Genomic DNA, 20159 nt, shown 5'->3' on the forward strand with positions numbered 1-20159 from the left:
GGGCGGCGGTCAGCGCCGCCGCCCGCTTTCCAGAGTTCAAGAAAGACCAGGACGCCCGGATGTCCAGCCAGCCAGACCACGAAACCGTTGCCGAAGACGTCGTTCTTTCCGTCAGGAACCTGCGCACGGATGTCGCGACGCCCTCCGGGCGAAAGACCGTTGTCAAGGGCCTGTCGTTTGACCTGAAGCGCGGCGAAACCCTCTGTATCGCGGGCGAATCCGGCTCCGGGAAGTCGATCACCGCTCTTTCCATCATGGGGCTTCTGCCCGAGCCGATGGCCCGGGTGTCCGGCGGCGAAGTGCTGTTTCAGGGCAAGGACCTGACCAAGCTTCCCGAAGATGCCATGCGCCGTATCCGCGGCGGCGACATCGCGATGATCTTTCAGGAGCCGATGACCTCGCTCAATCCCGTGTTGACGGTTGGCCGACAATTGCGCGAAGCAATCCTGGCGCATCAGGACGTCAGCGGAAACGAAGCCAACAAGCGCGCGCTGGCCATGCTGGAATCGGTGCGCCTGTCGGAACCGGCACGACGGTTGAAACAATACCCGCACGAGCTTTCCGGAGGCATGCGCCAGCGGGTGATGATTGCCATGGCGCTGGCCTGCAATCCGAAGGTGCTGATCGCCGACGAACCGACGACCGCGCTCGACGTGACGATCCAGGCGCAGATCCTGCAGCTCATCCGCGACCTGCAGCGCGATTTCGGCACAGCTGTCATCATGATCACCCACGACATGGGCGTCGTTGCCGAAATGGCAGACCGGGTGATTGTCATGAACCACGGCAATATTGTGGAACGCGGAACGGTTTCGGACGTGTTTGAACGTCCTTCGGACAGTTACACGCAGCACCTCCTGGATGCCGTGCCAAAGCTTGGCGCCATGACCGGTGTCGACAGTGCGGCCCGGACAACCGGTCAGCCCGAAGCGCCGGTTCTCGAGGTGGAAGACCTTGTCGTCCGCTTCGATCTGCATGGCGGTTTGCTCAATCGGGTGACCTCCCGCGTTCATGCGGTCGAAGGTGTTTCCTTCACGCTGGCTCCGGGCGAAACGCTCGGCCTTGTGGGAGAAAGCGGCTGCGGCAAATCCACCATCGGCAAGGCCCTGATGAACCTGGTGCCCTGGGAAGGAGCCATCCGGATTGCCGGACATCACGTCGGTCTCGGCAGCACGCAAGAACAGCAGCGCCGCAGGCGCGACATGCAGATGATCTTTCAGGATCCCTATGCCTCGCTCGATCCACGCATGACCGTTGGCGATATCGTCGGAGAACCTCTGGTGATTCACGGTCTGGCGCGCGGCAGGGAGTTGAAGGACACGGTGGTGTCGCTGTTTGAGCGGGTCGGCCTGCCGGCCGACATGCTCACTCGGCATCCGCACGAATTTTCCGGCGGTCAGCGCCAACGTATCTGCATTGCCCGCGCCCTGGCGCTTTCACCCAAGGTCATCGTCGCGGATGAAAGTGTTTCGGCGCTCGATGTGTCGGTTCAGGCCCGTGTTCTGGATCTCCTCCAGCAACTTCAGGAGGAGTTGGGGCTCTCCTATCTGTTCATTTCCCACGATATGGCGGTGGTCGAGCAGGTCTCGCACCGCATCGCGGTCATGTACCTCGGCCAGATCGTGGAAATGGGCACGCGCCGGCAGGTGTTCGAAAACCCGCAGCACGACTATACCAAGCGGCTGCTGAAGGCGGTGCCGATCCCCGACCCCAAGCGCCGGCGCACCGTTTTTGACGTGCCGACGGGGGAAATCCCTTCACCGGTTCTGCCGCTCGGGCAATCGGTCGAGCGGGTGCGCTATCTGGATGTCAGCGACCGGCATCTGGTCGCCGCGTCCTGAACCGGAACAGATCAGGCCAGATCAGCTCAGATCAGATCAGGCTGGTGGCGCGCCGATGGCGTCCGGGTGGGCGTCCTTGAACGCGTCCAGTGCCTCTGCGGCCGCCGCGGCGCGCCGCATCTTCGGAAAACCGGACACATCCACACCCCAGCGGTTGGCATTATAGCGCTGAGGCGCAAGGCAGCAGTCGGCCATGGTCGGCGTTTCGCCGTGGCAGAACGGGCCGTTGTCATCCAGAAGGTTCTCGAAGGCGGCAAGGCCCTTGCCGATGAAGCGTTGCATCCAGGCTTTCTTGGCATCATCGCCACCACCGGTCAGTTCCGCCACGTGACTGACAATGCCGAGATTGCAGACCGGGTGGATTTCCATGGCAATCGCATAGGAGAGCTGGCGCACCTTGTACTGGCCGTCGACGTCTTCCGGCATCAAGGTGGAACCGGGCGTGGTCGCGTGCAGATATTCGATGATGGCCAGCGACTGCGTCAGCGTCTTGCCGTCGACAATCAGCGCCGGCAGCAGGCCCTGAGGGTTGAGAGCGAGATAGTCGTCTTCCAGTTGGGCCCGGGTCAAAAGGTTCACCGGCCGGTACTCGGCCTCGAGCTTCAGCAGATTGAGCGCGATGCGAACGCGATAACTCGCCGAAGACCGCCAGTAGTCATATAAAACAATATCTTTCGCCACGAATCTCTCCCAGCAACGCAGTGTGCATTGATACACTTATTTGGCCCTGAATTGGCAAGTCCATGTGTGCCAAATGGCTTCATGAGCCGATTATTGAGAAGCTGGCGAAAGCGGTTGCGCCCTCAGCTAAACGCAGCGCCGATCCACCTTCATCGATGACCTTCGTCGGTCTTTATCCTCACCACCATCTTCAGGACCTGTAGCTTCGTTCAGTCTTTGCGGCGGGTTTGAAAGATCCGGTCCGACATGTCTTTTGCCGGCGCAACAACGTGTTGAGGATCCAGCTCCTTCTGCCAATCCAGACCGACAGGGGCAATCTTTGCGAGGGCTTCGGCAAAGGGCGCACTGTCCTTTGCGGCGGCTGCGACAAGATCCTTTGCTTCAGCGCGGGAGACGCCGTTGCGGGCGAGAACGAAACTGGCGGTCTCGGCCGTGATTTCTGGGTTCGACTCCAACGTAGAAGCCAGTTTGATCTCATTCGCCTGCAGGCTGGTGGCTAGATCTTCTGCGTGAACCAGCGCAGCACCGGCAGCCAGGAGCATCTGCGGCAGGAAATGCCACTCCAGAGGCCAGGCGGTGCCGTCGCGCTCCTCCAGTGGGCTGGCGGCAGCGGCTAGTCCGGCCTGTGCGGCAATGGCAATGGTGTTGAGCACCTGGATGGTCTCAGCCTGCACCGGGTTGGCCTTTTGCGGCATGGTCGATGACCCGCCGCCGGTGCCGCTGGAAAGCTCCGCAATGTCCGTGCGTCCGGAAAGCGCCAGGTCTCCCGCCATCTTGGCAAGGGCCGAGGTAACCTGTTGCAGCCAGCCGGCAAGCGCCAGAACCGGGGTCCGGTTGACGTGCCACGACGGGCTGTCCTCAAGGCCGAGCTCCCTTGCAAGGGCTGCCGAGACGTCGGTTCCGTCCGGAGCGATTGCACTGTTGATGCCCGATGCACCGCCGAACTGGACGCGTAAGACGGCAGTTCGGAGCGCGGGCAGCGCATTTTCCGCCTCTATCAGCGGATGGGCCCATTGCGCGATCCGGTAGCCGAGAGTGATCGGTGTCGATACCTGGCTGCGGGTCCGGCCCGCCATGAGCTGGCTCTCGTGGCGTTCACTCTGCCGTTCCAGTGTGTCGATCAGCTTTTCCAGCCGCGCGCCCAGGATTTCGAGTGCCACTTTCGCCTGCAGAACCATCGCCGTGTCGATGACATCCTGGCTGGTCGCCCCCCAGTGCAGCCACGCCCCTGCGTCGGCCCCAAGCTGCTTGCGCAGTTCTGCGACAAGCGCCGGAACAGGCACACCGGCGGATCGTGTGCCCGCCGCAAGGCTGGCGGAGTCAATCTGAATGTCGGCTAGCTTTTCCGAGATCTCCCGCGCGGCCTGCGCCGGAATGATTTCCAGACGCCCCTGCACGGTGGCCAGGGCACGCTCGAAGGCAATCATATGCGCGACATCGCTGCGATCATCGAGTAACCGGGTCAACTCGCCGTCGGCAAAGAGGCTGGCGTGGATCTGGCTGGAAAAGAGAGAAAGAGGCATGGCTCGGCTGGGTCTCTGGATGGGCCCTTATTGAGAGCCAAGTGGAAAGGCGGGTCAAGCTGCCTTCAGCGGCAGTCCCAGGATCTCGCGCGCCTGCTGCCAGGTAGCGACGGGGCGCTCGTATGTCTCGCAAAGATCCGCCGCCCGTTTCACAAGCGCCGCATTGGAAGGAGCAAGGGTGTCCCGGTCAAGGCGGATGTTGTCCTCCAGGCCGGTGCGGGTATGACCGCCTGCGGAAATGCACCACTCGTTGAGCGTGAGTTGATGTTGCCCGATGCCGGCGGCACACCATTCCGCGTCCGGTGTCAGCCGTTCAACGGTTTTGATGTAATAGTCGAAAACATCCCTGTCGACCGGCATGGCGTTCTTCACGCCCATGACGAACTGCACATAGAGCTTGCCGGGAATACGACCGTCCCGGTTCATGGCGGCCGCCTGGTGGATGTGGCTCAGGTCGAACGCCTCGATCTCCGGTTTGACATGATGGGCGCGCATCTCGCTGGCGAGCCAGTCAACCAGATCCGGCGGGTTCTCATAGACCCGGGTCGGGAAATTGTTGGAGCCGACCGAAAGCGACGCCATGTCGGGCTTCAGGGCGATCATGCCGCCCCGTTCCCTGCCGGCGCCTGAACGCCCGCCAGTGGAAAACTGGATGATCATGCCGGGGCAGTGTTTTTCCAGCCCTTCCTTCAACCTTGCGAACTTCTCCGGATCGGAGGACGGCGTTTCATCGTCGTTGCGCACATGGGCGTGGACGATGCTTGCACCGGCCTCGAAGGCTGCCTGCGTGCTTTCCACCTGCTCCGAGATGGTGATCGGTACCGCCGGGTTGTTTTCCTTCTTCGGCAGAGAACCGGTGATCGCGACACAGATGATGCAGGGTTTGGACATGTTTCACGCCGTTCCGGTTTCGCCAGTGTCGTCCGTGCAAGGAGCACGGCGACTGTTGCTTTGCTCCCCCTCATCCTGAGGAAGCGCTTCAGCGCTGTCTCGAAGGATGGGCCACATACTCGGAATGTGCCGCCCATCCTTCGAGACGCTTGGCGTGACCAAGCTCCTCAGGATGAGGAGGAGTTGTTTTGTGCCTTCTCAAATATCGAAGAACACCGTTTCATCCGGGCCTTGCAGCTTGACCTCGAAACGGTAGACCGTCTTGCCGTCCCGCTCGGTCTTGCGGGCGATCAGGGTCTGGCGACGCTTTTCCCATTCGATCAGGTTGATGACCGGGTCGGCGGCGTTGGCTTCGGTCTCGTCCTCGAAGTAAAGGCGCGTCTGAAGGCCGACGTTGATCCCGCGTGCGACGATCCAGAGGCTGATGTGAGGCGCGGAAACCTTGCCGTCCGGCAGCTTCACCGGGCCGGGCTTTACGGTGTCGAACCCCCATTCGCCGGTGTCGAAATCCGTGATGACCCGGCCCCAGCCGCGAAATCCGTCTTCGACGTCACCTGTATGTTCGGGATGGGCGTAAATACCCTCGCTGTTGGCCTGCCAGGTTTCCAGCATCACGTCCTTGATCGGCGAGCCCATGCCGTCGATGACGACACCCTCGACGCGGATGCGTTCGCCCCTGGCGTTGGGGCCGGCGATATCCCAGCCCAGTTCCTGCCGGTAGATGTCGAAACCGGCGGCGCCGGGTGCAAGACCGATATGAACGTAAGGTCCGGCCGTCTGGGAAGGCGTTTCCTTCAGATAATCGAGTTGCTGAGTCATGATCAGTTCCCCTCCGGCCGGTTTTCGAACAGGGTCGAGCGGCGTCCACGCAGGACGATGTCGAACTTGTAGGCGATCGTGTCGAGCGGAATGGTGGCGTTGAGGTCTAACTTGGCAACAAGCAGCTCAATCGCCGCCGGATCGGGAATGGTGTTCACGATCGGGCATTTGGCGATCAGCGGATCGCCCTCGAAATAGCATTGGGTGATCAGGCGCTGGCAGAAGGCGGTGCCGAAGATCGACATGTGAATATGCGCCGGCCGCCAGTTGTTCACCCAGTTGCGCCAGGGATAGGCGCCCGGTTTCACTGTGCGGAAATAATAATAGCCGTTCTCGTCGGTCAGCGTGCGACCGCAGCCACCGAAATTCGGGTCGATGGGCGCAAGGTAGGTGTCCTTCTTGTGCCGGTAACGCCCGCCGGCATTGGCCTGCCAGATCTCGACCAGAGTGTTCGGGATCGGCTTGGCGTTTTCGTCCAGCACCCGGCCATGCAGGATGATCCGCTCACCAATCGCGCTTTCACCCGACTTGGCATAATTGTAGATCAGATCCTTGTCGAGCGGGTCGATGTCGTTGTGGCCGAAGGTCGGCCCGGTGATCTCGCTGACGTTGTTTTCCAGGCTGATCATCGAATATTGCGGCGAACGGGACACGCTGGTCTTGTAGTTCGGCGTGTGCGCAGGCGGATGCCACTCGCGGTCCCGCTGGTAGAAAGGTCCGGGTTTCAACATCGATTTTCCTCCGTTAACCGCCTGTCGCGGTCAGCTTCTGGCCGCTGCGTTCCATTTCGGCGTAGGTTTCCTTGGCGATCTTCAGCGCCTGGTTGGCACGCGGCACGCCGGCATAGACCGCCACATGCTGAAACGCCTCGAGCACGTCCTGCTTGCTGGCGCCGGTGCGGGCGGTGGCGCGGATGTGCATGGCAATTTCCTCAAAATTGCCGAGCGCCGCCAGCAGCGCGAGTGTCAGCATCGAACGCTCCCGTTGGCTGATCCCCTCCGACGCCCACACAGTGCCCCAGGCCCCCTCGGTGATCAGGCTCTGGAACGGTTCGTCGAATGGTGTCTTGGCAGATTCCGCCCGGTCGACATGTTCATCGCCAAGCACCGACCGCCTGACCTTCATGCCGGTTTCAAAACGCTCAGACATGGAGGTCCTCCTTCAGAAAAGTCATGAGATGGCCGGTAAAGACATCCGGCTTTTCGACGCAGGGCAGGTGCCCCACACCGGAAATTTCGACATACCGGCTGCCCGGCACCAGGTCCGCCGTGCCGCGCACCATGGCGGGCGGGCTGGCAAGGTCCTCGCTGCCGCCGATGCCCAGTACGGGCAGGCTGAGCTCTGACGTGCTGTCCGTCAGATCCGTGCCGGCAATCGCCTCGCAGCAGCCGAGGTAACCTTCGACCGGTGTGCGGACCAGCATGTGACGCCAGGCCAGACAGTCGGCCGTGTGGCGAAAATCTGCCGAAAACCAGCGATCCAGAATCGCATCGGCAAGGCACTCGATACCGCCCACGCGGATCTTTGAAATGCGGTCCTGCCACATGGCGGCTTCGCCCATCTTCGCGCCGGTGTTGGAGAGCACCAGACCCTTGATGCGTTTCGGCTGTCGGTGCGCCAGAAGCTGGCCGATCATGCCACCGATGGAAAGCCCGACGAACATGCAGGACCCGATTTCAAGATGATCGAGCAGATGTTCCGCGTCGCTGGCGAGAGCGTCCATGGAGTAAGGACCGCGCGGGCAGGACGACAGGCCGTGGCCGCGTTTGTCGAAACGGATCAGCCGCAGGCCAGTCTCTGGCAGAAGGTCGATGACATTGTCCCAGAGCCGCAAATCCGTGCCGAGCGAATTGGCAAAGACGACGGGCGTGCCGTCAGGATCGCCATCTTCGCGCCAGTGAATGTCGGCTCCAGGCAAGCTCGCGATCTTCATCAGTAGGGTAGCCCAACATAGTTCTGCGCAAACCACTTCTGCGCAATTTCATTGTGGTGCAGCGACTCGATTTCCGCCCGCTGCATCTTGAGGTCGAAGTCGGACTGACCCGGGAACCTGTGCAGCATGTTGGTGGTCGCCCAGCTGAAGCGCTCAGCTTTCCAGATTCGTGCCAGGGCCTTTTCCGAATAGGTGTCGATGCCGTGGCTGTCCTTGTCCTGATAGTAGTGCACCAGCCCCTCATAGAGATAATGCACGTCGGACGCGGCGGTGTTGAGACCCTTGGCGCCTGTCGGCGGCACGATATGGGCCGCATCACCGCACAGGAACAGGCGTCCCCAGCGCATTGGCTCGCTGACGAAGGACCGCAGCGGGGCAATGGATTTCTCGATGGAAGGTCCGGTCACCAGATTGTCGGCGATGGCTTCGGGCACGCGGCGTTTCAGTTCGTCCCAGAACTTCTCGTCGGTCCATTCGAAAATGTCGTCGCTGACATCGCACTGGACATAGTAGCGCGACAGGTTCTCGTTGCGCATCGAGCAAAGCGCGAAGCCGCGTGTGGAGTTGGCATAGATGAGTTCCTCGTGCACCGGCGGCGTCTCTGACAGAACGCCCAGCCAGCCGAAGGGAAACACCTTCTCGTAGTCCTTGCGCACGGTGTCCGGAATGGTCTTGCGGCTGACGCCATGAAAGCCGTCGCAGCCGGCCACGAAATCACAGTCGATCCGCCGCGCGCTGCCGTCCACGGTGAAGGTGACATAGGGCGCGTCCGTGTCCGCGTCCCGGATCTCGACCCCTTCGACCTCGAAGATCGTCTGCCCGCCAACCGCATCGCGCGCGTCATAGAGATCGCGCGTGACTTCCGTCTGCCCGTAGACGACGACGTTCTGGCCGATCAGCTTCTGGAAGTTGATGGCGAACATCTCGTTTTCATAGGAGATGCAGGTGCCGTCATGGACGAAGCATTCCTTGTCCATCCGCTCGGCCACACCGGCCTCGCGCATCATTTTGACGAGGCCCGTTTCCAGAATGCCGGCCCTGATGCGGCCAAGCACGTATTCGCGTGTCTTGCGTTCGAGAATGATGGTCTCGATGCCCTTCAGATGAAGAAGCTGCCCGAGCAGCAGGCCGGACGGTCCACCGCCGACAATGACAACCTGAGTTCGCATCCGAACCTCCCTTGTTAAAGGGATATTGAATGAACGAAATAGTGAAGTAAAATGAGATATTCAGCTTCTTTCGTTCCAAAAAGAGAAACTAAATGATCGACCGTCGCATCAAGTTCCGGCATATCCAGTGTTTCGTCGAGATTGCCCGGGAGCGCAGCCTGAAACTGGCCGCCGACAAGTTGAACCTGACGCAGCCGGCGATCTCCAAAACGCTCAAGGAACTGGAAGACATCATCGGTGCCAGTCTGATGACGCGAAACCGGGCCGGCATCGCGCTGACCAAGCAGGGCAAAGTGTTCCTGCATTTTGCCCAGATATCGCTGGCAAGCCTGCAACAGGGGCTGGACGGGGTCGAGAAGGAGGGTGAACACGCCCGCGCCACCCTGAAGGTCGGCGTTCTGCCCAGTGTCGCGGCCAGCTTCATGCCGCCGGTGATCAAGGAATTTTCGGAACTGGCCCCCCATGTCATGATCCAGATCATGGATGGACCGCACGCTTATCTGATTGACCGGCTGAAGATGGGCAAGCTCGATCTGGTGATCGGCCGTCTCGGCAGACCGGTTTCCATGGAAGGCGTTTCCTTCACCCAGCTTTATTCCGAACGGGTCGACGTGATCGTCCGGACCGGCCATCCGCTTCTCGAAAACCCGGACATCAAACGCATTGTCGACTGGCCGGTGCTCTATCCGCCTGAGGGCGCGGCGATCCGCCCGCTGGTCGAGCGTTTCATGATTGCCAACGGCGTCGGCGAGATCCCGAACAAGATCGAGACCGTTTCCGGCGCCTTCGGCCGGGTCTATACCCGCCGGACCGACGCGGTGTGGATCATTTCGTCCGGCGTCGTGCAGAACGAAACCGCCGACGGCCACCTGGTCCGTCTGCCGTTCGACACCGACATGACAAAGGGCCCCGTCGGCCTGATGACGCGTCCAGACACCCAGCCGGGAGCCGAGGAACAGGTTTTCCGGCTGGCGGTACAGTCGGTGATCGAGGAGCTGGGGTTGAGTTCTTGACGTTTTGATTTTCTGACCAGGTCGGAACTCTTAACTTTCCGTGTGCCAAACTCCTGCTAGTTCGTATTTAGTTCATTTGGAGAACTGTGTATTGAATTCGAATTTCCCGCTAAAACACGAAACTCAACGACAAGATTAGCACCGCTCTACGCACCATAAGAAACCATCCCTACAACCCCAATACTAATTATGAGTTATCTATGGATATTAAATACTTCATAGGTGTCATCGGATTATTCACATGTCTTGGATCAGGTATATTCCTTTTGGGATGCTTATCGGCGCAGGATATGTTGCTAAAAAAATGGAATGCCAAAGATAAGGGCTGGGTCAGAGAATTAAATAAGGGCCTCAATGCTCATCTGATTATGGAAAATAAACCACCTCAAGAGTTTGTTGAAGAATTCAATAAGAGCCCCTTAAAAAGGTACGGTTGGATTCGATACGTTATTCTTTTTGGCATTGCTATGTTTTGGTACGCTAACAAATATTAGTGCGGATTTCCCATTTAATCTTCGGTTTCCATCATAGGCGTGATGTGGTGGCGGGATCAAGCTTGAGCGCCGAGCGCTTGTGTGAGCGATTTCATCGACGCGGAGCGTGAGTTTGGTGCTTCGAACGCTGTTTGGGAGGGGCTGTTCGGAAAGGCAGACACGCCAATGCTGCCTCTGAAGTGGCGCTGAACATATCTGATCGCGGTGACGCTCATGCCGGAACCGGGTTATCTGTCGGCCTGCGCAGGCCATTGATCAGGTCGAGCACCCCTGCGAATATCTTCCGCGGCAGGGCGGCGGCGGCGGCGGCCATCTGGAAGATGGCGTAGCGCCCATGACGCACAAGGCGCGCGCCGGTCTTGATCAGGCGTTCGCGCAGGCTTGTCAGGGACCACGTCTCGATCACCTCCGGCGTCGCCAGCGTGCGCAGGAAGTTCGCGAGGTTATAGGCCAGCGCATGAAGCTGAAGGCGCACCTCGTTGGCGGCGAACTTCACGCAGGACAGACGTGTCCACTTGATCGCGTACTTGCCTTCCTTGAGGTGCTGCTCGGCTGTTCCTCTGTCATTGTAGAAGGCCAGCACCCGCTCGTTTGGCAGGCTGCGGTTGGTGACGATGAAGCCCACGCGCGGGAACAGCTCGCCTGGATGGAACTCAACCTTGGCAACCACGCGGCGCGGCTTTGACCAGCTCTTCGCCCGGTAGTGGAAGCTGGTGTAATGACGGACGATGTGATTCGGGGGGCGGCCCGGGCGGCGCTTGCTCAGCCACTCGACCCGGGAGTGCAGCTTCGGATTGCCCTTGATCCGGATGGCGTAATCCCAGTCTTCATCCTCAAGCAGATCAAGGAGCGCGGGAATGGCGAAGGCCGCATCGGCACGGAAGCGCTGCCGCTGGAGTGAGGGGCGGGCCGAACGGGAATAGCGCGCCAGCACCGGCTTTAGGACATCTTCCCAGCCGTCAGCGCTATGGACGTTGCCGGGCCGAAGCGCGCAGCGCTCCATATCGCCGTACTGATTGAACACGAACAAGGGATGCAGGCATTTGGACCGGAGGTGCCCGTTCCACATCACGCCTTCCTGATCGCCATGCACGGGGCTTTCGGAGCTGTCCATGTCCAGTGTGATGAACTTCGGCGGTTGTTTGTCATACACTGCGTCGATCCAGCGCCCGGGCAGTTCAGCAAGAGCCGCAAGGTTGCCGGGCAGTGTCAGCATCTCTGTCTCGAACCGTCCCATGGCCGACGCCGATGCGGCGCTGGTCTTCACCGCCTTGCCGCCAACGACCTGCCGCATCACAGGATCAGACCGAAGCCGGTCGGCATCGTTCACATCCTCCCAGCCCGCCAGTCGGGAAAAGACTGACTGGCGCAGGTAGCCGCCGATCTGGTGCTGACCATTCTTGCCAATGCGCGGGTCAACCATCATCTGAGCCGCCATGTTGGTTAGACCAAGGGCGTCATCCAGTTCCCGGTGCAGCAGCAATCCGCCATCGGAATTGATGGAGCTTCCCTGAAACGTGAGCTTGATCGTGCGGTTGAAATGAAGCCTCAAAGGTCCCGTTTCCGCTTCACCCGTCGCATTCGCTCCCAAAGCCAACCTCCATGCAGGCTAACCTATTGATGCTAATAAATTATCACGCGATAGACCGACCGGAAAATGATTTCCATATGGGATATCCGGATTGAACATTAATTATTATATTGGAGGGCTCGGCCTAATCCTTGCGATTTTTGGCGGACTTTTACAGATTGTTTGCATGTGTATGCAGGACCGGTTGTTGCTAAAATGGAATGCAAAAAAACAATTGGGTAACATGCGGATGGAATGGCACCAACATATGTATAATCAAAGAAAATAAACCGATACAAGAATTTGTGGAAGATTTTTCTAATAGTTTTTCGAATAAGTATCGCTGGATTGCATACTTATCCTTTGTCGTAGGGATTATAACTTTTGTAATCTCAATGCCGCATCGTTAGTGATAAGAATTTCGCACTTTGGACGGTGCCCGTTTCGCGCTATCGCCTTTTTCACGGCGTGCGAATGAGGGGCGATTTTGCGATCTAAACAAGATATTTACCTACGCAGCCTAACCGAATGATCCAATCCGGTAAGTGACCGCGGCGAACCTCCCTTTACATCCGTGCCGCACACCCCGCCAAGGCGGCGAAATCGTCATCAAGCAGATGAACGGGAATGCCGGAAACCAGCTTCTGCTGACGGCCCTTCGCGCAAAAGGCGTTGATGAATTCCGGCTCCGCCAGAAATCTTGCCAGGCTTCTTGTGACGCCGCCTGTCAGCACGATGCCGCCGAGGGAGAGAAACATCAGCGACAGGTCGCCGATGACCCGGCCAAGAAAGGTCACCCATTGCCGGGCGGCGGCAACGCAAAGCGGATCGGTCCCGGAATTTGCCCGCTCGGCAATCTCGGCGGGCGAGAGGTCTCGCGGCGACAGGCCCTGCTCCAGACAATACCACTCGTGAATTTCCTTGAGGCCGCTGCCAGACAGCGCCCGTTCGACGGAGGCACGCCCGCGGTTGAGAGCCAGATAATTCCAGAGACGCAGTTCGTCTTCGGTTTCGACCGGCAGTGTCGCGTGGCCGCATTCTCCGGTGCCCACATGAAGGCCGGTGGGTGTGTGAAACAGTGCGGCTGCATTGAAACCGGTTCCGGCCCCGACAACCAGCCGTGTCGCATTGCTGCGCAGCTTCACATCGGGCTGATGAACGGGCTGAAGCCGTTCGGCAGGAACCGCGTCCAGCGAATAGGCCAGGGCTTCGAAATCGTTCAGAAAGGTAATGTTTGCCCCGCCCAGAACCTTGCCTATGCATTCTGCACGGAATGTCCAGGGATGGTTGGTCATGCGGATGGCGGGGCCGTCGATGGGGGCCGCGATGGCGATGACGGCGGACGCGCAGACCGGTCGTCCGGCCTCCGACAGATAGCTGCCGATGGCCGCTTCCGGCGTTTCGAAATCCGCATTGCGGAACCGCGCGATCGTGTCTTCCAGAACCCGGCCGTTCTCCACCAGTGCCAGCCGTGTGTTGGTGCCGCCGATATCGGCGGCAAGGCCTCGTTGAATGCTCATAAGCGGTTACCCGAAACAATGTCGAAATAGGAAATCTTGGATAGATCGAAGGCAATGGGCACACGCTGACCGGCGTCAACCGGCGCATCAGCGGACAACCGCGCAATGGCTTCCGTCCCCCCGAGCTGAACGACCGCATAGGTGTCGGCACCGGCCGGTTCGACCACATCCAGAAGGCATTCGGCGCTTTGCAGGGTGCGCCCGTCGATGCCGCTGGCCCGCATGCCGAGATCCGTCATGGCTTCCGGACGCAGGCCGATGATGAGCTCTGCCGTACCGCCGGCAGCCAGGTTTTCAGGTCCCCGGCCATGGTCGAACAGTTCCAGCGGTGGACCTTCCGGTGTCGGGATCTGCAGCCGGACATGATCGCCTTCGCGGGTTGCCGTGCCTGTCATCAGGTTCATGGAGGGCGCGCCCATGAAGTCGGCGACAAAGGCATTCACCGGCGTGTTGTAGATCTCCTGCGGCGTACCGATCTGTTGCACCACGCCGTCCTTCATCACCACGATCCGGCTGGCCAGCGTCATGGCCTCGATCTGGTCATGGGTGACATAGACGATGGAAGCGCCCGTCGTCTGGTGGATGCGCTTGATTTCCGTGCGCATGGTCACGCGCAGCTTGGCATCGAGATTGGACAGCGGTTCGTCGAAAAGAAACAGCTTCGGTTCACGTACCAGGGCCCGTCCCATGGCAACGCGCTGGCGCTGTCCGCCGGAAAGCTCCGCCGGGCGGCGATGCAGCAGGTGCTCGATTTTCAGAAGATCCGCGACCTCGGCCACCTTCCGTTTCTTCTCCGCCTCATTCACCTTTCGCACTTCAAGGCCGAAGCCGATATTGCGTTCAACGCTCATGTTGGGAAACAGAGCGTAGGACTGAAACACCATGGCGATGTCCCGGTCGGCGGGTTCATCGTTGGTGCGGTCCTTGCCGGCAATGTGGATCGTGCCGGAGGAAATGTCGGTCAGGCCGGAAATGCAGCTCAGCAGCGTCGATTTTCCGCAGCCGGACGGCCCGACGAGAACAAGAAACTCACCGGGCATCATGGAGAGATTGATGTCCTTGAGGACATCGACGTCGCCATATCTCTTCTGCAGGCTGCTGATTTTGAGGATGGGATCTTGCGTCATTGCAGCGTTCATTCCTTTTCAGTCTCCTGCTTGAGTCAGCCCTTGACGGATCCGGCGACGAGCCCGGAGACGATGAATTTCTGGAAAGCGATGGCGAGAATGGCCGGCGGGAGTGTCGCCAGAACGCCAACCGAGGCGATGACGCCGTAGTCAGTGACGCGCCCGGCAGAGAAATCCGCAATCGCCACGGGAAGCGTTTTCGCGCTGAGGTCGTTGGTGAAAATCAGGGCGTAGAAGAACTCGTCCCAGGCCACCAGGAAGGACAGCATCGCGGTGGCGGCAATGGCAGGCAAGGCCAGCGGCAGCACCACCTGCCGGATCGTATAGGCGGTTCCCGCCCCTTCCATGAAGGCGGCCTGTTCCACTTCCACCGGCAGAACGTCGATATTGGCCTTCATCAGCCAGGTGGCAAAGGGCAGCAGCATGGCTGTGTAGACGATGATCAGCGTCACGGTGTGGTTCAGCAGGCCAAGGCTGCTGAAGGTCGAATAGAGCGGCAGCACATAGGTGATCGGCGGCATCATGATCGTTGCCAGGAAGGCAAACAGCAGCACGATTGACGCCTGCCGCCTGGAAAACGCATAGGCAGCCGGAATCGCCAGCAGAAGTGCGGCTGCCGTGGCTCCGCCCGCTGTCAGGAGCGAGTTGCGCAGCGCCATCAGGAATCGTTCGCCGTTGCCGCCTTCCAGGCTCAAAAGGTTGGCATAGCGGCTGAAGTCGACTTGCGAGGGAATCCAGTGCAGAGGAACTTCGGTCAGGTCCGTCGGCGCGCTGATGCTCATGACGGCAAGCCAGAGCAGCGGTCCTGCGGTGAAGGCGGCCAGAAGCAGGGCGCAGCCGTAAAGCAGGATGGATTGAACGAGCGAGCGTTTCATGCCGCGCCTCCTGCCGTCTGCCGCTTTGTCGCGGAATAATAAAAGACGATCAGCACGGCACTGATGCCGGCGACAAGCACCGCATAGGACGCACCGCTGCCGCTTCTCAGGTAGTTGAAATATTCCTGGTAGACGTAAAAGCTCGCGGTCTTGGTGCTGTCTGCCGGGCCACCGCCGGTCATTACGTAAATGATGTCGAAGACGCGGAAAGCCTCGATGGTTCGCAGCACCATTACCACCATCAGCGGACCCGCGATCCAGGGCAGGGTGATCGAGCAGAAGCGCTTCCAGGGCCCGGCGCCTTCGATGGCGGCCGCCTTGCTGAGATCCTCCGGCACGGTCTGAAGGGCTGCCAGGGCGACATAGGCCACCAGCGGGAAGTTTTTCCAGACATCGGCCAGAACCACCATGTTCATCGCCGTTGCCGGATCGCCGATCCAACTCCGGTAGTCTGAAATAATGCCGAGCTGAAACAGCAGCGAGTTCAGCGCGCCGTAGTCAGGATGATAGATCAGCCGCCAGGCAACGGCGTTGACGATCGTCGGCACCGCCCAAGGCAGAATGATGAGCGCCCGCAACAGCGTCCGGCCGCGAAATTCCTGATTGAGCAGCACGGCAACGGCGACGCCGAGTACACCTTCCAGCCCCACCGAAACGATGGTGAAATAGAGCGTCCGGAAGAGGGCATCCTGAAAATCGGGATCGGTAAGCGCGTAGACGTAGTTTTCCAGGCCGATGAAATGCACCGGCTCCGGCAGTGCTGAAATGCGCGTGTCGGTGAAGCTGAGCCACAGCGTATTGGCCAGCGGTATCAGTGTGATCAGCGCGAGTACGGCAAGGGCCGGCGCCAGAAGGATCCATTTTTCACGTTTCTGGCGTCGGCCAAGCATGGTCAGTCTCCTGTCAAACGCAAGCTTAGCGGATCCGCTTCACGCGGTTCGCGGCAGCGTCCAGCGCTTCATCCACGCTTGCCTGCCCGAGCAGGACCTGATGGATGTTCTTTTGCAGGATGTCGGACACTTCCGTGTAGGACGGCACCAGCGGGCGCGGATACATCACCGCGATGGACTCTTTCGCCGCCGCAATCAGGTCTTCCTGGCCTTCCATCACCTTCGGTTCGGAATAGGACGCCTTCCAGATCGGCAGGCTGAGTTTCGCATAGTCGTCCTGAACGTTCTGCTGCGTGAGGAACGAGATATAGGCCCAGGCTTCGTCCGCATGCGGGCTGTTGGCCGGAATGCCCAGCCCCATGGAGCCGTTGACGCTGGAGGCGGTGGACTTGCCCTTGACGCCCGGTGCGGGCGCAACCTTGACCTTGCCGGCAACCTTGCTTTCCTCGGGATCGTTCGCAAGGGCGTTCATGTAGGTCCAGTTGAGCGCGAAGGCTGCTTCGCCGTTGGAGAACACGCGCCGGACATCTTCTTCGAAATATTCGCGTGACGACGGATTGGTCAGGCCTTCGTCGAGTGTCGCCTTCATGAAGGTGACCGCGTCCTTGGCACCGCCGGTGGTAAAGGCCGGCTCACCGTCCTTGAAGAAGGCACCGTCATAGGCAGCCGTTAGCGTGGTGAAATCGCAGATCATCGCTTCTGACTGTGACCAGCTCCAGACCAGCGGATATTCCACAATGCCCTTGTCCTTGATCTGCCTGGCCTGTTCCGCCAGTTCTGTCCAGGTTTTGGGCGGTGCGGAAATGCCGGCTTCTTCCAGCATTTCGGTATTGTAGAAGAGGTATTTCGTATCGAGGATCCACGGCATGCCGTAGCGCTTGCCGTCATATTCGACAGTCGTCCAGGCGCCGTCGAAAACCTTGTCGGTATAGTCGGCTGGAATGCGGTCGGTGACATCCTGCAGGAAGCCGCGCGTTGCAAATTCGGCCGGCCAGATCACGTCGAACAGCACAACATCATAGCCGTCGTCACCTGCGCCCGCTGCTGCGATGATCTTGTCGTGCAGAGCCTCATAGGGAACGAATTCCAGCGCCACGGTGACGCCGGGATTGGCTTCCTCGAACTTGGCGGTCATCGACTCGATGTCTTCTTCACTGTAAGCCGCCTGGCTCATGAAAAGTGCATTCAATGTGGTGTCGGCCAATGCTGTCGTGCTCATGGCCAGGGTCGCGAATGCGGACCCCAAAATCATCTTTCCAAACGTGTTCATCTCGCCCTCCGGTTTTTGTGTAGGCGAGGCATCCTATCTTCGATTTTTTTATTTTGTCAAATTGATAGAAAAAATAATTTCTGGTCTATTGGAGCCATGAACGACAGTGCGCCGATGCTCCCCTCCTTCCGCACCAGCGGTACCAACCTCACCCGCGCCAAGACGCATAATCACCGCGTGGTGCTGGAAGTCATCCGCACGCGAGGGCCGATAGGTCGTACGGAAATATCTGAAATCACGTCGCTTTCCCGCCAGACGGTGCAGAACATCGTCGGTGAGCTGGAAAGCCGCGGTATCGTCGAAATGCATGCCCAGAAGGCCAGGGGGCGCGGCCATCCGGGCATGATGGTGAAGCTCAGGCCCGATCACGCCTACAGTCTCGGCTTCCACGTCGATAGGCTGTCGGTGACGGCGATCGCCTGCGATCTGCTGGGCAATATTGCCTGGCAGTCGACTGCCGCCATGGCCGCGGCCACACCCGAGGCAGCCAACAGCCGGATCCTGTCGATGGTCGAAGACTTCCGCGCGGCCCATCCGGCCATGGCCGAACGTCTGTTCGGTGTCGGCCTGGCGGCACCCGGTCCCTTCGAAACCGGAGCGCAGTCATTGAGCGGAACGGACGCCACCACCTTTTCGGATTTCGGCTTGCCGGAAAATCTGGCAGAGCTTCAGACGGCGGTCGGCCTGCCTGTGGTGCTGCAGAACGATGCCTCCGCCGCGGCGCTGGGCGAGCACGTTTATGGAATAGGCCGCAGTTTCAGCAGCTTCGCCTTCATCCAGTTCGGCATGGGCCTTGGCGCCGGGTTTGTCCTCAATGGTGCGCTCTATCCGGGAGCATCGAAAAACGCCGGTGAAATCGGTCATGTGCTGATCGACCCGAAAGGCCCAGCCTGCTCCTGTGGCAACTCCGGATGCCTCGAACGCTACCTGTCATTGAATGCGCTGTGCGAAAGGCTTGGTCTGGAACCGACCGAGCCGGGCTCTGTCGCGCGGATCGAGGCCTTGTTTGCCGAGCGGGATCCGGCAGTTCTCGGCTGGATTTCAGATGTCGCGCCGCTCATGCGCCAGATGATCAGCATGGTCGACATGATGCTCGACCCGGAAGCGCTGATCCTCGGGGGTATCATTTGCCCGGATTTCCTGCAGGCGCTCCTCGACAGCGCGTCCCCGCTTCCCCGCCGTCTTGACGGTTCGCCGGAAGAAGACAGGATCCGTATCGGCACGTCCGGGGCAACGGCAGTCGCCCTCGGCGCCACAGCCGCCGCCGTCGACGCCCTCTACGCACCTTCGGTCTCGCACCTGCTGCTGTGAGGCCGCATCTCTCGCACGTAACCGAAAAGCGACCCTCATGCTGAGGAGGACCGATAGGTCCGTCTCGAAGCATGGGCGGCATATCCCGGGCAAGCAGCCCATCCTTCGAGACGCCGCCAGGTCGGCTCCTCAGGATGAGGTTGGTGGGGAGTGTCGGTAAATCCGCCCCTAGCTCAGCCCCAGCATCTTGCGGATCTGTTCCTGGTCGGTCTCGCCACCGGCGAAATCATCGAAGGCCTTGTCGGTGACTTCGATGATGCGGCTTTCGATGAAGGGCGCACCTTCCGCGGCGCCCTGCTCCGGCGACTTCAGGCAGCATTCCCATTCCAGAACGGCCCAGCTGTCATAGCCGTATTGCGCGAGTTTGGAAAAGATGCCGGAGAAATCCACCTGTCCGTCGCCCAGCGACCGGAACCGGCCCGCGCGGTTGACCCAGCCCTGATAGCCGGAATAAACGCCCTGGCGTCCGTCCGGATTGAACTCGGCATCTTTCACGTGATAGGCGCAGATGCGCTCGTGGTAGATGTCGATAAAGGCCAGATAATCGAGCTGCTGCAGCAGGAAATGTGACGGGTCGTAGTTGATCTGGCAGCGCTTGTGACCGCCGAGCGCCTCCAGGAACATCTCGAAGGTTGCACCGTCGAAGACATCTTCGCCCGGGTGGATTTCATAGCCGACGTCAACACCGTTTTCGTCGTAGACATCGAGGATCGGTTTCCAGCGCGCAGCCAGTTCCTTGAACGTTTCGTCGATGAGCCCTGCGGGTCGCTGCGGCCAGGGGTAGAGATAGGGAAACGCCAGCGAGCCGGTGAAGCTGACGGAGGCACTGAGGCCAAGCCGCTTGCTGGCAATCGCCGCCTTTTTCATCTGGTCGACAGCCCATGCCTGCCGCGCTTTGGGGTTGCCGTGAACTTGCGATGGCGCAAAACCGTCGAAGGCCAGGTCATAAGCCGGATGAACCGCAACGAGCTGGCCCTGCAGATGCGTCGACAGCTCGGAGATCTCGACGCCGGCATCTGCGCAAATGCCTTTGACTTCATCGCAATAGGCATCGCTTTCGGCGGCCTTGTCGAGGTCGAACAGGCGACCGTCGAAGGTTGGGATCTGGATCCCCTTGTAGCCAAGGTCCGCAGCCCATTTGGCAATTGCGGGAAGCGAATTGAACGGCGCATCATCTCCGGCAAACTGGGCCAGGAAAAGCGCGGGTCCTTTGATCAGTCCAGCCATCATTG

General features: G+C 59.9%; 19 protein-coding genes. 4 read left to right on the forward strand and 15 right to left on the reverse strand.

Translation table 11 applies throughout. The features are described 5' to 3' along the window. The first annotated feature begins 59 nt into the window (after positions 1-59). The gene (locus FMN63_RS00405; RefSeq protein WP_148581974.1) at positions 60-1841 is read left to right on the forward strand and encodes an ABC transporter ATP-binding protein; all 1782 of its coding nucleotides are present in this window, start codon (positions 60-62) and stop codon (positions 1839-1841) included. 36 nt (positions 1842-1877) lie between these two features. Here the strand turns inward: FMN63_RS00405 and maiA are convergent, their stop codons facing one another. From maiA to pobA, 8 genes are all read right to left on the reverse strand, one after another. Continuing rightward, positions 1878-2522 (reverse strand): maleylacetoacetate isomerase, encoded by a 645-nt coding sequence (gene maiA / locus FMN63_RS00410; RefSeq protein WP_148581975.1) that lies wholly within the window; start codon positions 2520-2522, stop codon positions 1878-1880. Positions 2523-2731: 209 nt separating this feature from the next. Beyond that, a complete protein-coding gene (locus FMN63_RS00415; protein WP_148581976.1) occupies positions 2732-4045 on the reverse strand; it encodes a lyase family protein in 1314 nt (437 codons plus the stop codon). Between the two features lie 54 nt (positions 4046-4099). Next, positions 4100-4936, reverse strand: coding sequence for a 3-oxoadipate:acetyl-CoA acetyltransferase (locus FMN63_RS00420; protein WP_148581977.1), 837 nt, complete (start codon positions 4934-4936; stop codon positions 4100-4102). A 198-nt stretch (positions 4937-5134) separates the two neighbouring features. Next, positions 5135-5755 (reverse strand): protocatechuate 3,4-dioxygenase subunit alpha, encoded by a 621-nt coding sequence (gene pcaG, locus FMN63_RS00425; RefSeq protein WP_148581978.1) that lies wholly within the window; start codon positions 5753-5755, stop codon positions 5135-5137. Between the two features lie 2 nt (positions 5756-5757). After that, entirely contained in the window at positions 5758-6486 is a 729-nt protein-coding gene (gene pcaH, locus FMN63_RS00430) for a protocatechuate 3,4-dioxygenase subunit beta (protein ID WP_148581979.1), read from the reverse strand. Between the two features lie 13 nt (positions 6487-6499). Beyond that, complete coding sequence (pcaC, locus tag FMN63_RS00435) at positions 6500-6904, reverse strand: 4-carboxymuconolactone decarboxylase (RefSeq protein WP_148581980.1); 405 nt, start codon at positions 6902-6904, stop codon at positions 6500-6502. Then, on the reverse strand, positions 6897-7688 hold the full coding sequence (pcaD, locus tag FMN63_RS00440; RefSeq protein ID WP_148581981.1) for a 3-oxoadipate enol-lactonase: 792 nt from the start codon (positions 7686-7688) through the stop codon (positions 6897-6899). The genes pcaC and pcaD overlap by 8 nt, the downstream gene beginning before the upstream one ends. Further along, entirely contained in the window at positions 7688-8857 is a 1170-nt protein-coding gene (gene pobA / locus FMN63_RS00445) for a 4-hydroxybenzoate 3-monooxygenase (RefSeq protein WP_148581982.1), read from the reverse strand. Before pobA ends, pcaD begins: the two co-directional genes overlap by 1 nt. 92 nt (positions 8858-8949) lie before the next feature. Here pobA and pcaQ point away from each other — a divergent pair, with 92 nt between their 5' ends. Both pcaQ and FMN63_RS00455 read left to right on the forward strand, forming a co-directional pair. After that, positions 8950-9870 (forward strand): pca operon transcription factor PcaQ, encoded by a 921-nt coding sequence (pcaQ, locus tag FMN63_RS00450; RefSeq protein WP_148581983.1) that lies wholly within the window; start codon positions 8950-8952, stop codon positions 9868-9870. A gap of 200 nt (positions 9871-10070) precedes the next feature. Then, positions 10071-10364 (forward strand): hypothetical protein, encoded by a 294-nt coding sequence (locus FMN63_RS00455; protein WP_148581984.1) that lies wholly within the window; start codon positions 10071-10073, stop codon positions 10362-10364. A gap of 211 nt (positions 10365-10575) precedes the next feature. Here the strand turns inward: FMN63_RS00455 and FMN63_RS00460 are convergent, their stop codons facing one another. From FMN63_RS00460 to FMN63_RS00485, 6 genes are all read right to left on the reverse strand, one after another. Further along, positions 10576-11955: an IS1380 family transposase gene (locus FMN63_RS00460; RefSeq protein WP_148581985.1), complete on the reverse strand. Its 1380-nt coding sequence runs from the start codon at positions 11953-11955 to the stop codon at positions 10576-10578. Positions 11956-12500: 545 nt separating this feature from the next. Next, positions 12501-13454 carry a glucokinase gene (locus tag FMN63_RS00465; RefSeq protein WP_148581986.1) on the reverse strand — a complete coding sequence of 318 codons (954 nt, stop codon included), beginning with the start codon at positions 13452-13454 and terminating at the stop codon, positions 12501-12503. Then, positions 13451-14593 (reverse strand): ABC transporter ATP-binding protein, encoded by a 1143-nt coding sequence (locus tag FMN63_RS00470; protein ID WP_148581987.1) that lies wholly within the window; start codon positions 14591-14593, stop codon positions 13451-13453. The genes FMN63_RS00465 and FMN63_RS00470 overlap by 4 nt, the downstream gene beginning before the upstream one ends. Before the next feature lie 23 nt (positions 14594-14616). Beyond that, a complete protein-coding gene (locus tag FMN63_RS00475; protein WP_148581988.1) occupies positions 14617-15456 on the reverse strand; it encodes a carbohydrate ABC transporter permease in 840 nt (279 codons plus the stop codon). After that, positions 15453-16346 (reverse strand): carbohydrate ABC transporter permease, encoded by an 894-nt coding sequence (locus FMN63_RS00480; protein WP_148581989.1) that lies wholly within the window; start codon positions 16344-16346, stop codon positions 15453-15455. The genes FMN63_RS00475 and FMN63_RS00480 overlap by 4 nt, the downstream gene beginning before the upstream one ends. A 25-nt stretch (positions 16347-16371) precedes the next feature. After that, positions 16372-17616 (reverse strand): extracellular solute-binding protein, encoded by a 1245-nt coding sequence (locus tag FMN63_RS00485; RefSeq protein WP_148581990.1) that lies wholly within the window; start codon positions 17614-17616, stop codon positions 16372-16374. A 96-nt stretch (positions 17617-17712) separates the two neighbouring features. Between FMN63_RS00485 and FMN63_RS00490 the strand changes: the two genes are divergently transcribed. Next, positions 17713-18927 carry an ROK family transcriptional regulator gene (locus tag FMN63_RS00490; protein WP_148581991.1) on the forward strand — a complete coding sequence of 405 codons (1215 nt, stop codon included), beginning with the start codon at positions 17713-17715 and terminating at the stop codon, positions 18925-18927. Between the two features lie 168 nt (positions 18928-19095). Here FMN63_RS00490 and FMN63_RS00495 read toward each other — a convergent pair whose 3' ends face one another. Continuing rightward, positions 19096-20154, reverse strand: a complete 1059-nt coding sequence (locus FMN63_RS00495) for a sugar phosphate isomerase/epimerase family protein (protein ID WP_148581992.1) — start codon at positions 20152-20154, stop codon at positions 19096-19098. Between the last annotated feature and the right edge of the window lie 5 nt (positions 20155-20159).

It is taken from the genome of Stappia sp. BW2 (assembly GCF_008107695.1).
Taxonomy (GTDB): Bacteria; Pseudomonadota; Alphaproteobacteria; order Rhizobiales; family Stappiaceae; genus Roseibium.

What these genes read in the sequence shown, in the direction of transcription:
- FMN63_RS00405 (WP_148581974.1), top strand. Translation starts at nt 60, where the DNA reads ATGTCCAGCCAGCCAGACCACGAAACCGTTGCCGAAGACGTCGTTCTT.
- FMN63_RS00415 (WP_148581976.1), bottom strand. Translation starts at nt 4,045, where the DNA reads ATGCCTCTTTCTCTCTTTTCCAGCCAGATCCACGCCAGCCTCTTTGCC.
- FMN63_RS00420 (WP_148581977.1), bottom strand. Translation starts at nt 4,936, where the DNA reads ATGTCCAAACCCTGCATCATCTGTGTCGCGATCACCGGTTCTCTGCCG.
- pcaG (WP_148581978.1), bottom strand. Translation starts at nt 5,755, where the DNA reads ATGACTCAGCAACTCGATTATCTGAAGGAAACGCCTTCCCAGACGGCC.
- pcaH (WP_148581979.1), bottom strand. Translation starts at nt 6,486, where the DNA reads ATGTTGAAACCCGGACCTTTCTACCAGCGGGACCGCGAGTGGCATCCG.
- pcaC (WP_148581980.1), bottom strand. Translation starts at nt 6,904, where the DNA reads ATGTCTGAGCGTTTTGAAACCGGCATGAAGGTCAGGCGGTCGGTGCTT.
- pcaD (WP_148581981.1), bottom strand. Translation starts at nt 7,688, where the DNA reads ATGAAGATCGCGAGCTTGCCTGGAGCCGACATTCACTGGCGCGAAGAT.
- pobA (WP_148581982.1), bottom strand. Translation starts at nt 8,857, where the DNA reads ATGCGAACTCAGGTTGTCATTGTCGGCGGTGGACCGTCCGGCCTGCTG.
- pcaQ (WP_148581983.1), top strand. Translation starts at nt 8,950, where the DNA reads ATGATCGACCGTCGCATCAAGTTCCGGCATATCCAGTGTTTCGTCGAG.
- FMN63_RS00455 (WP_148581984.1), top strand. Translation starts at nt 10,071, where the DNA reads ATGGATATTAAATACTTCATAGGTGTCATCGGATTATTCACATGTCTT.
- FMN63_RS00465 (WP_148581986.1), bottom strand. Translation starts at nt 13,454, where the DNA reads ATGAGCATTCAACGAGGCCTTGCCGCCGATATCGGCGGCACCAACACA.
- FMN63_RS00470 (WP_148581987.1), bottom strand. Translation starts at nt 14,593, where the DNA reads ATGAACGCTGCAATGACGCAAGATCCCATCCTCAAAATCAGCAGCCTG.
- FMN63_RS00475 (WP_148581988.1), bottom strand. Translation starts at nt 15,456, where the DNA reads ATGAAACGCTCGCTCGTTCAATCCATCCTGCTTTACGGCTGCGCCCTG.
- FMN63_RS00480 (WP_148581989.1), bottom strand. Translation starts at nt 16,346, where the DNA reads ATGCTTGGCCGACGCCAGAAACGTGAAAAATGGATCCTTCTGGCGCCG.
- FMN63_RS00485 (WP_148581990.1), bottom strand. Translation starts at nt 17,616, where the DNA reads ATGAACACGTTTGGAAAGATGATTTTGGGGTCCGCATTCGCGACCCTG.
- FMN63_RS00490 (WP_148581991.1), top strand. Translation starts at nt 17,713, where the DNA reads ATGAACGACAGTGCGCCGATGCTCCCCTCCTTCCGCACCAGCGGTACC.
- FMN63_RS00495 (WP_148581992.1), bottom strand. Translation starts at nt 20,154, where the DNA reads ATGGCTGGACTGATCAAAGGACCCGCGCTTTTCCTGGCCCAGTTTGCC.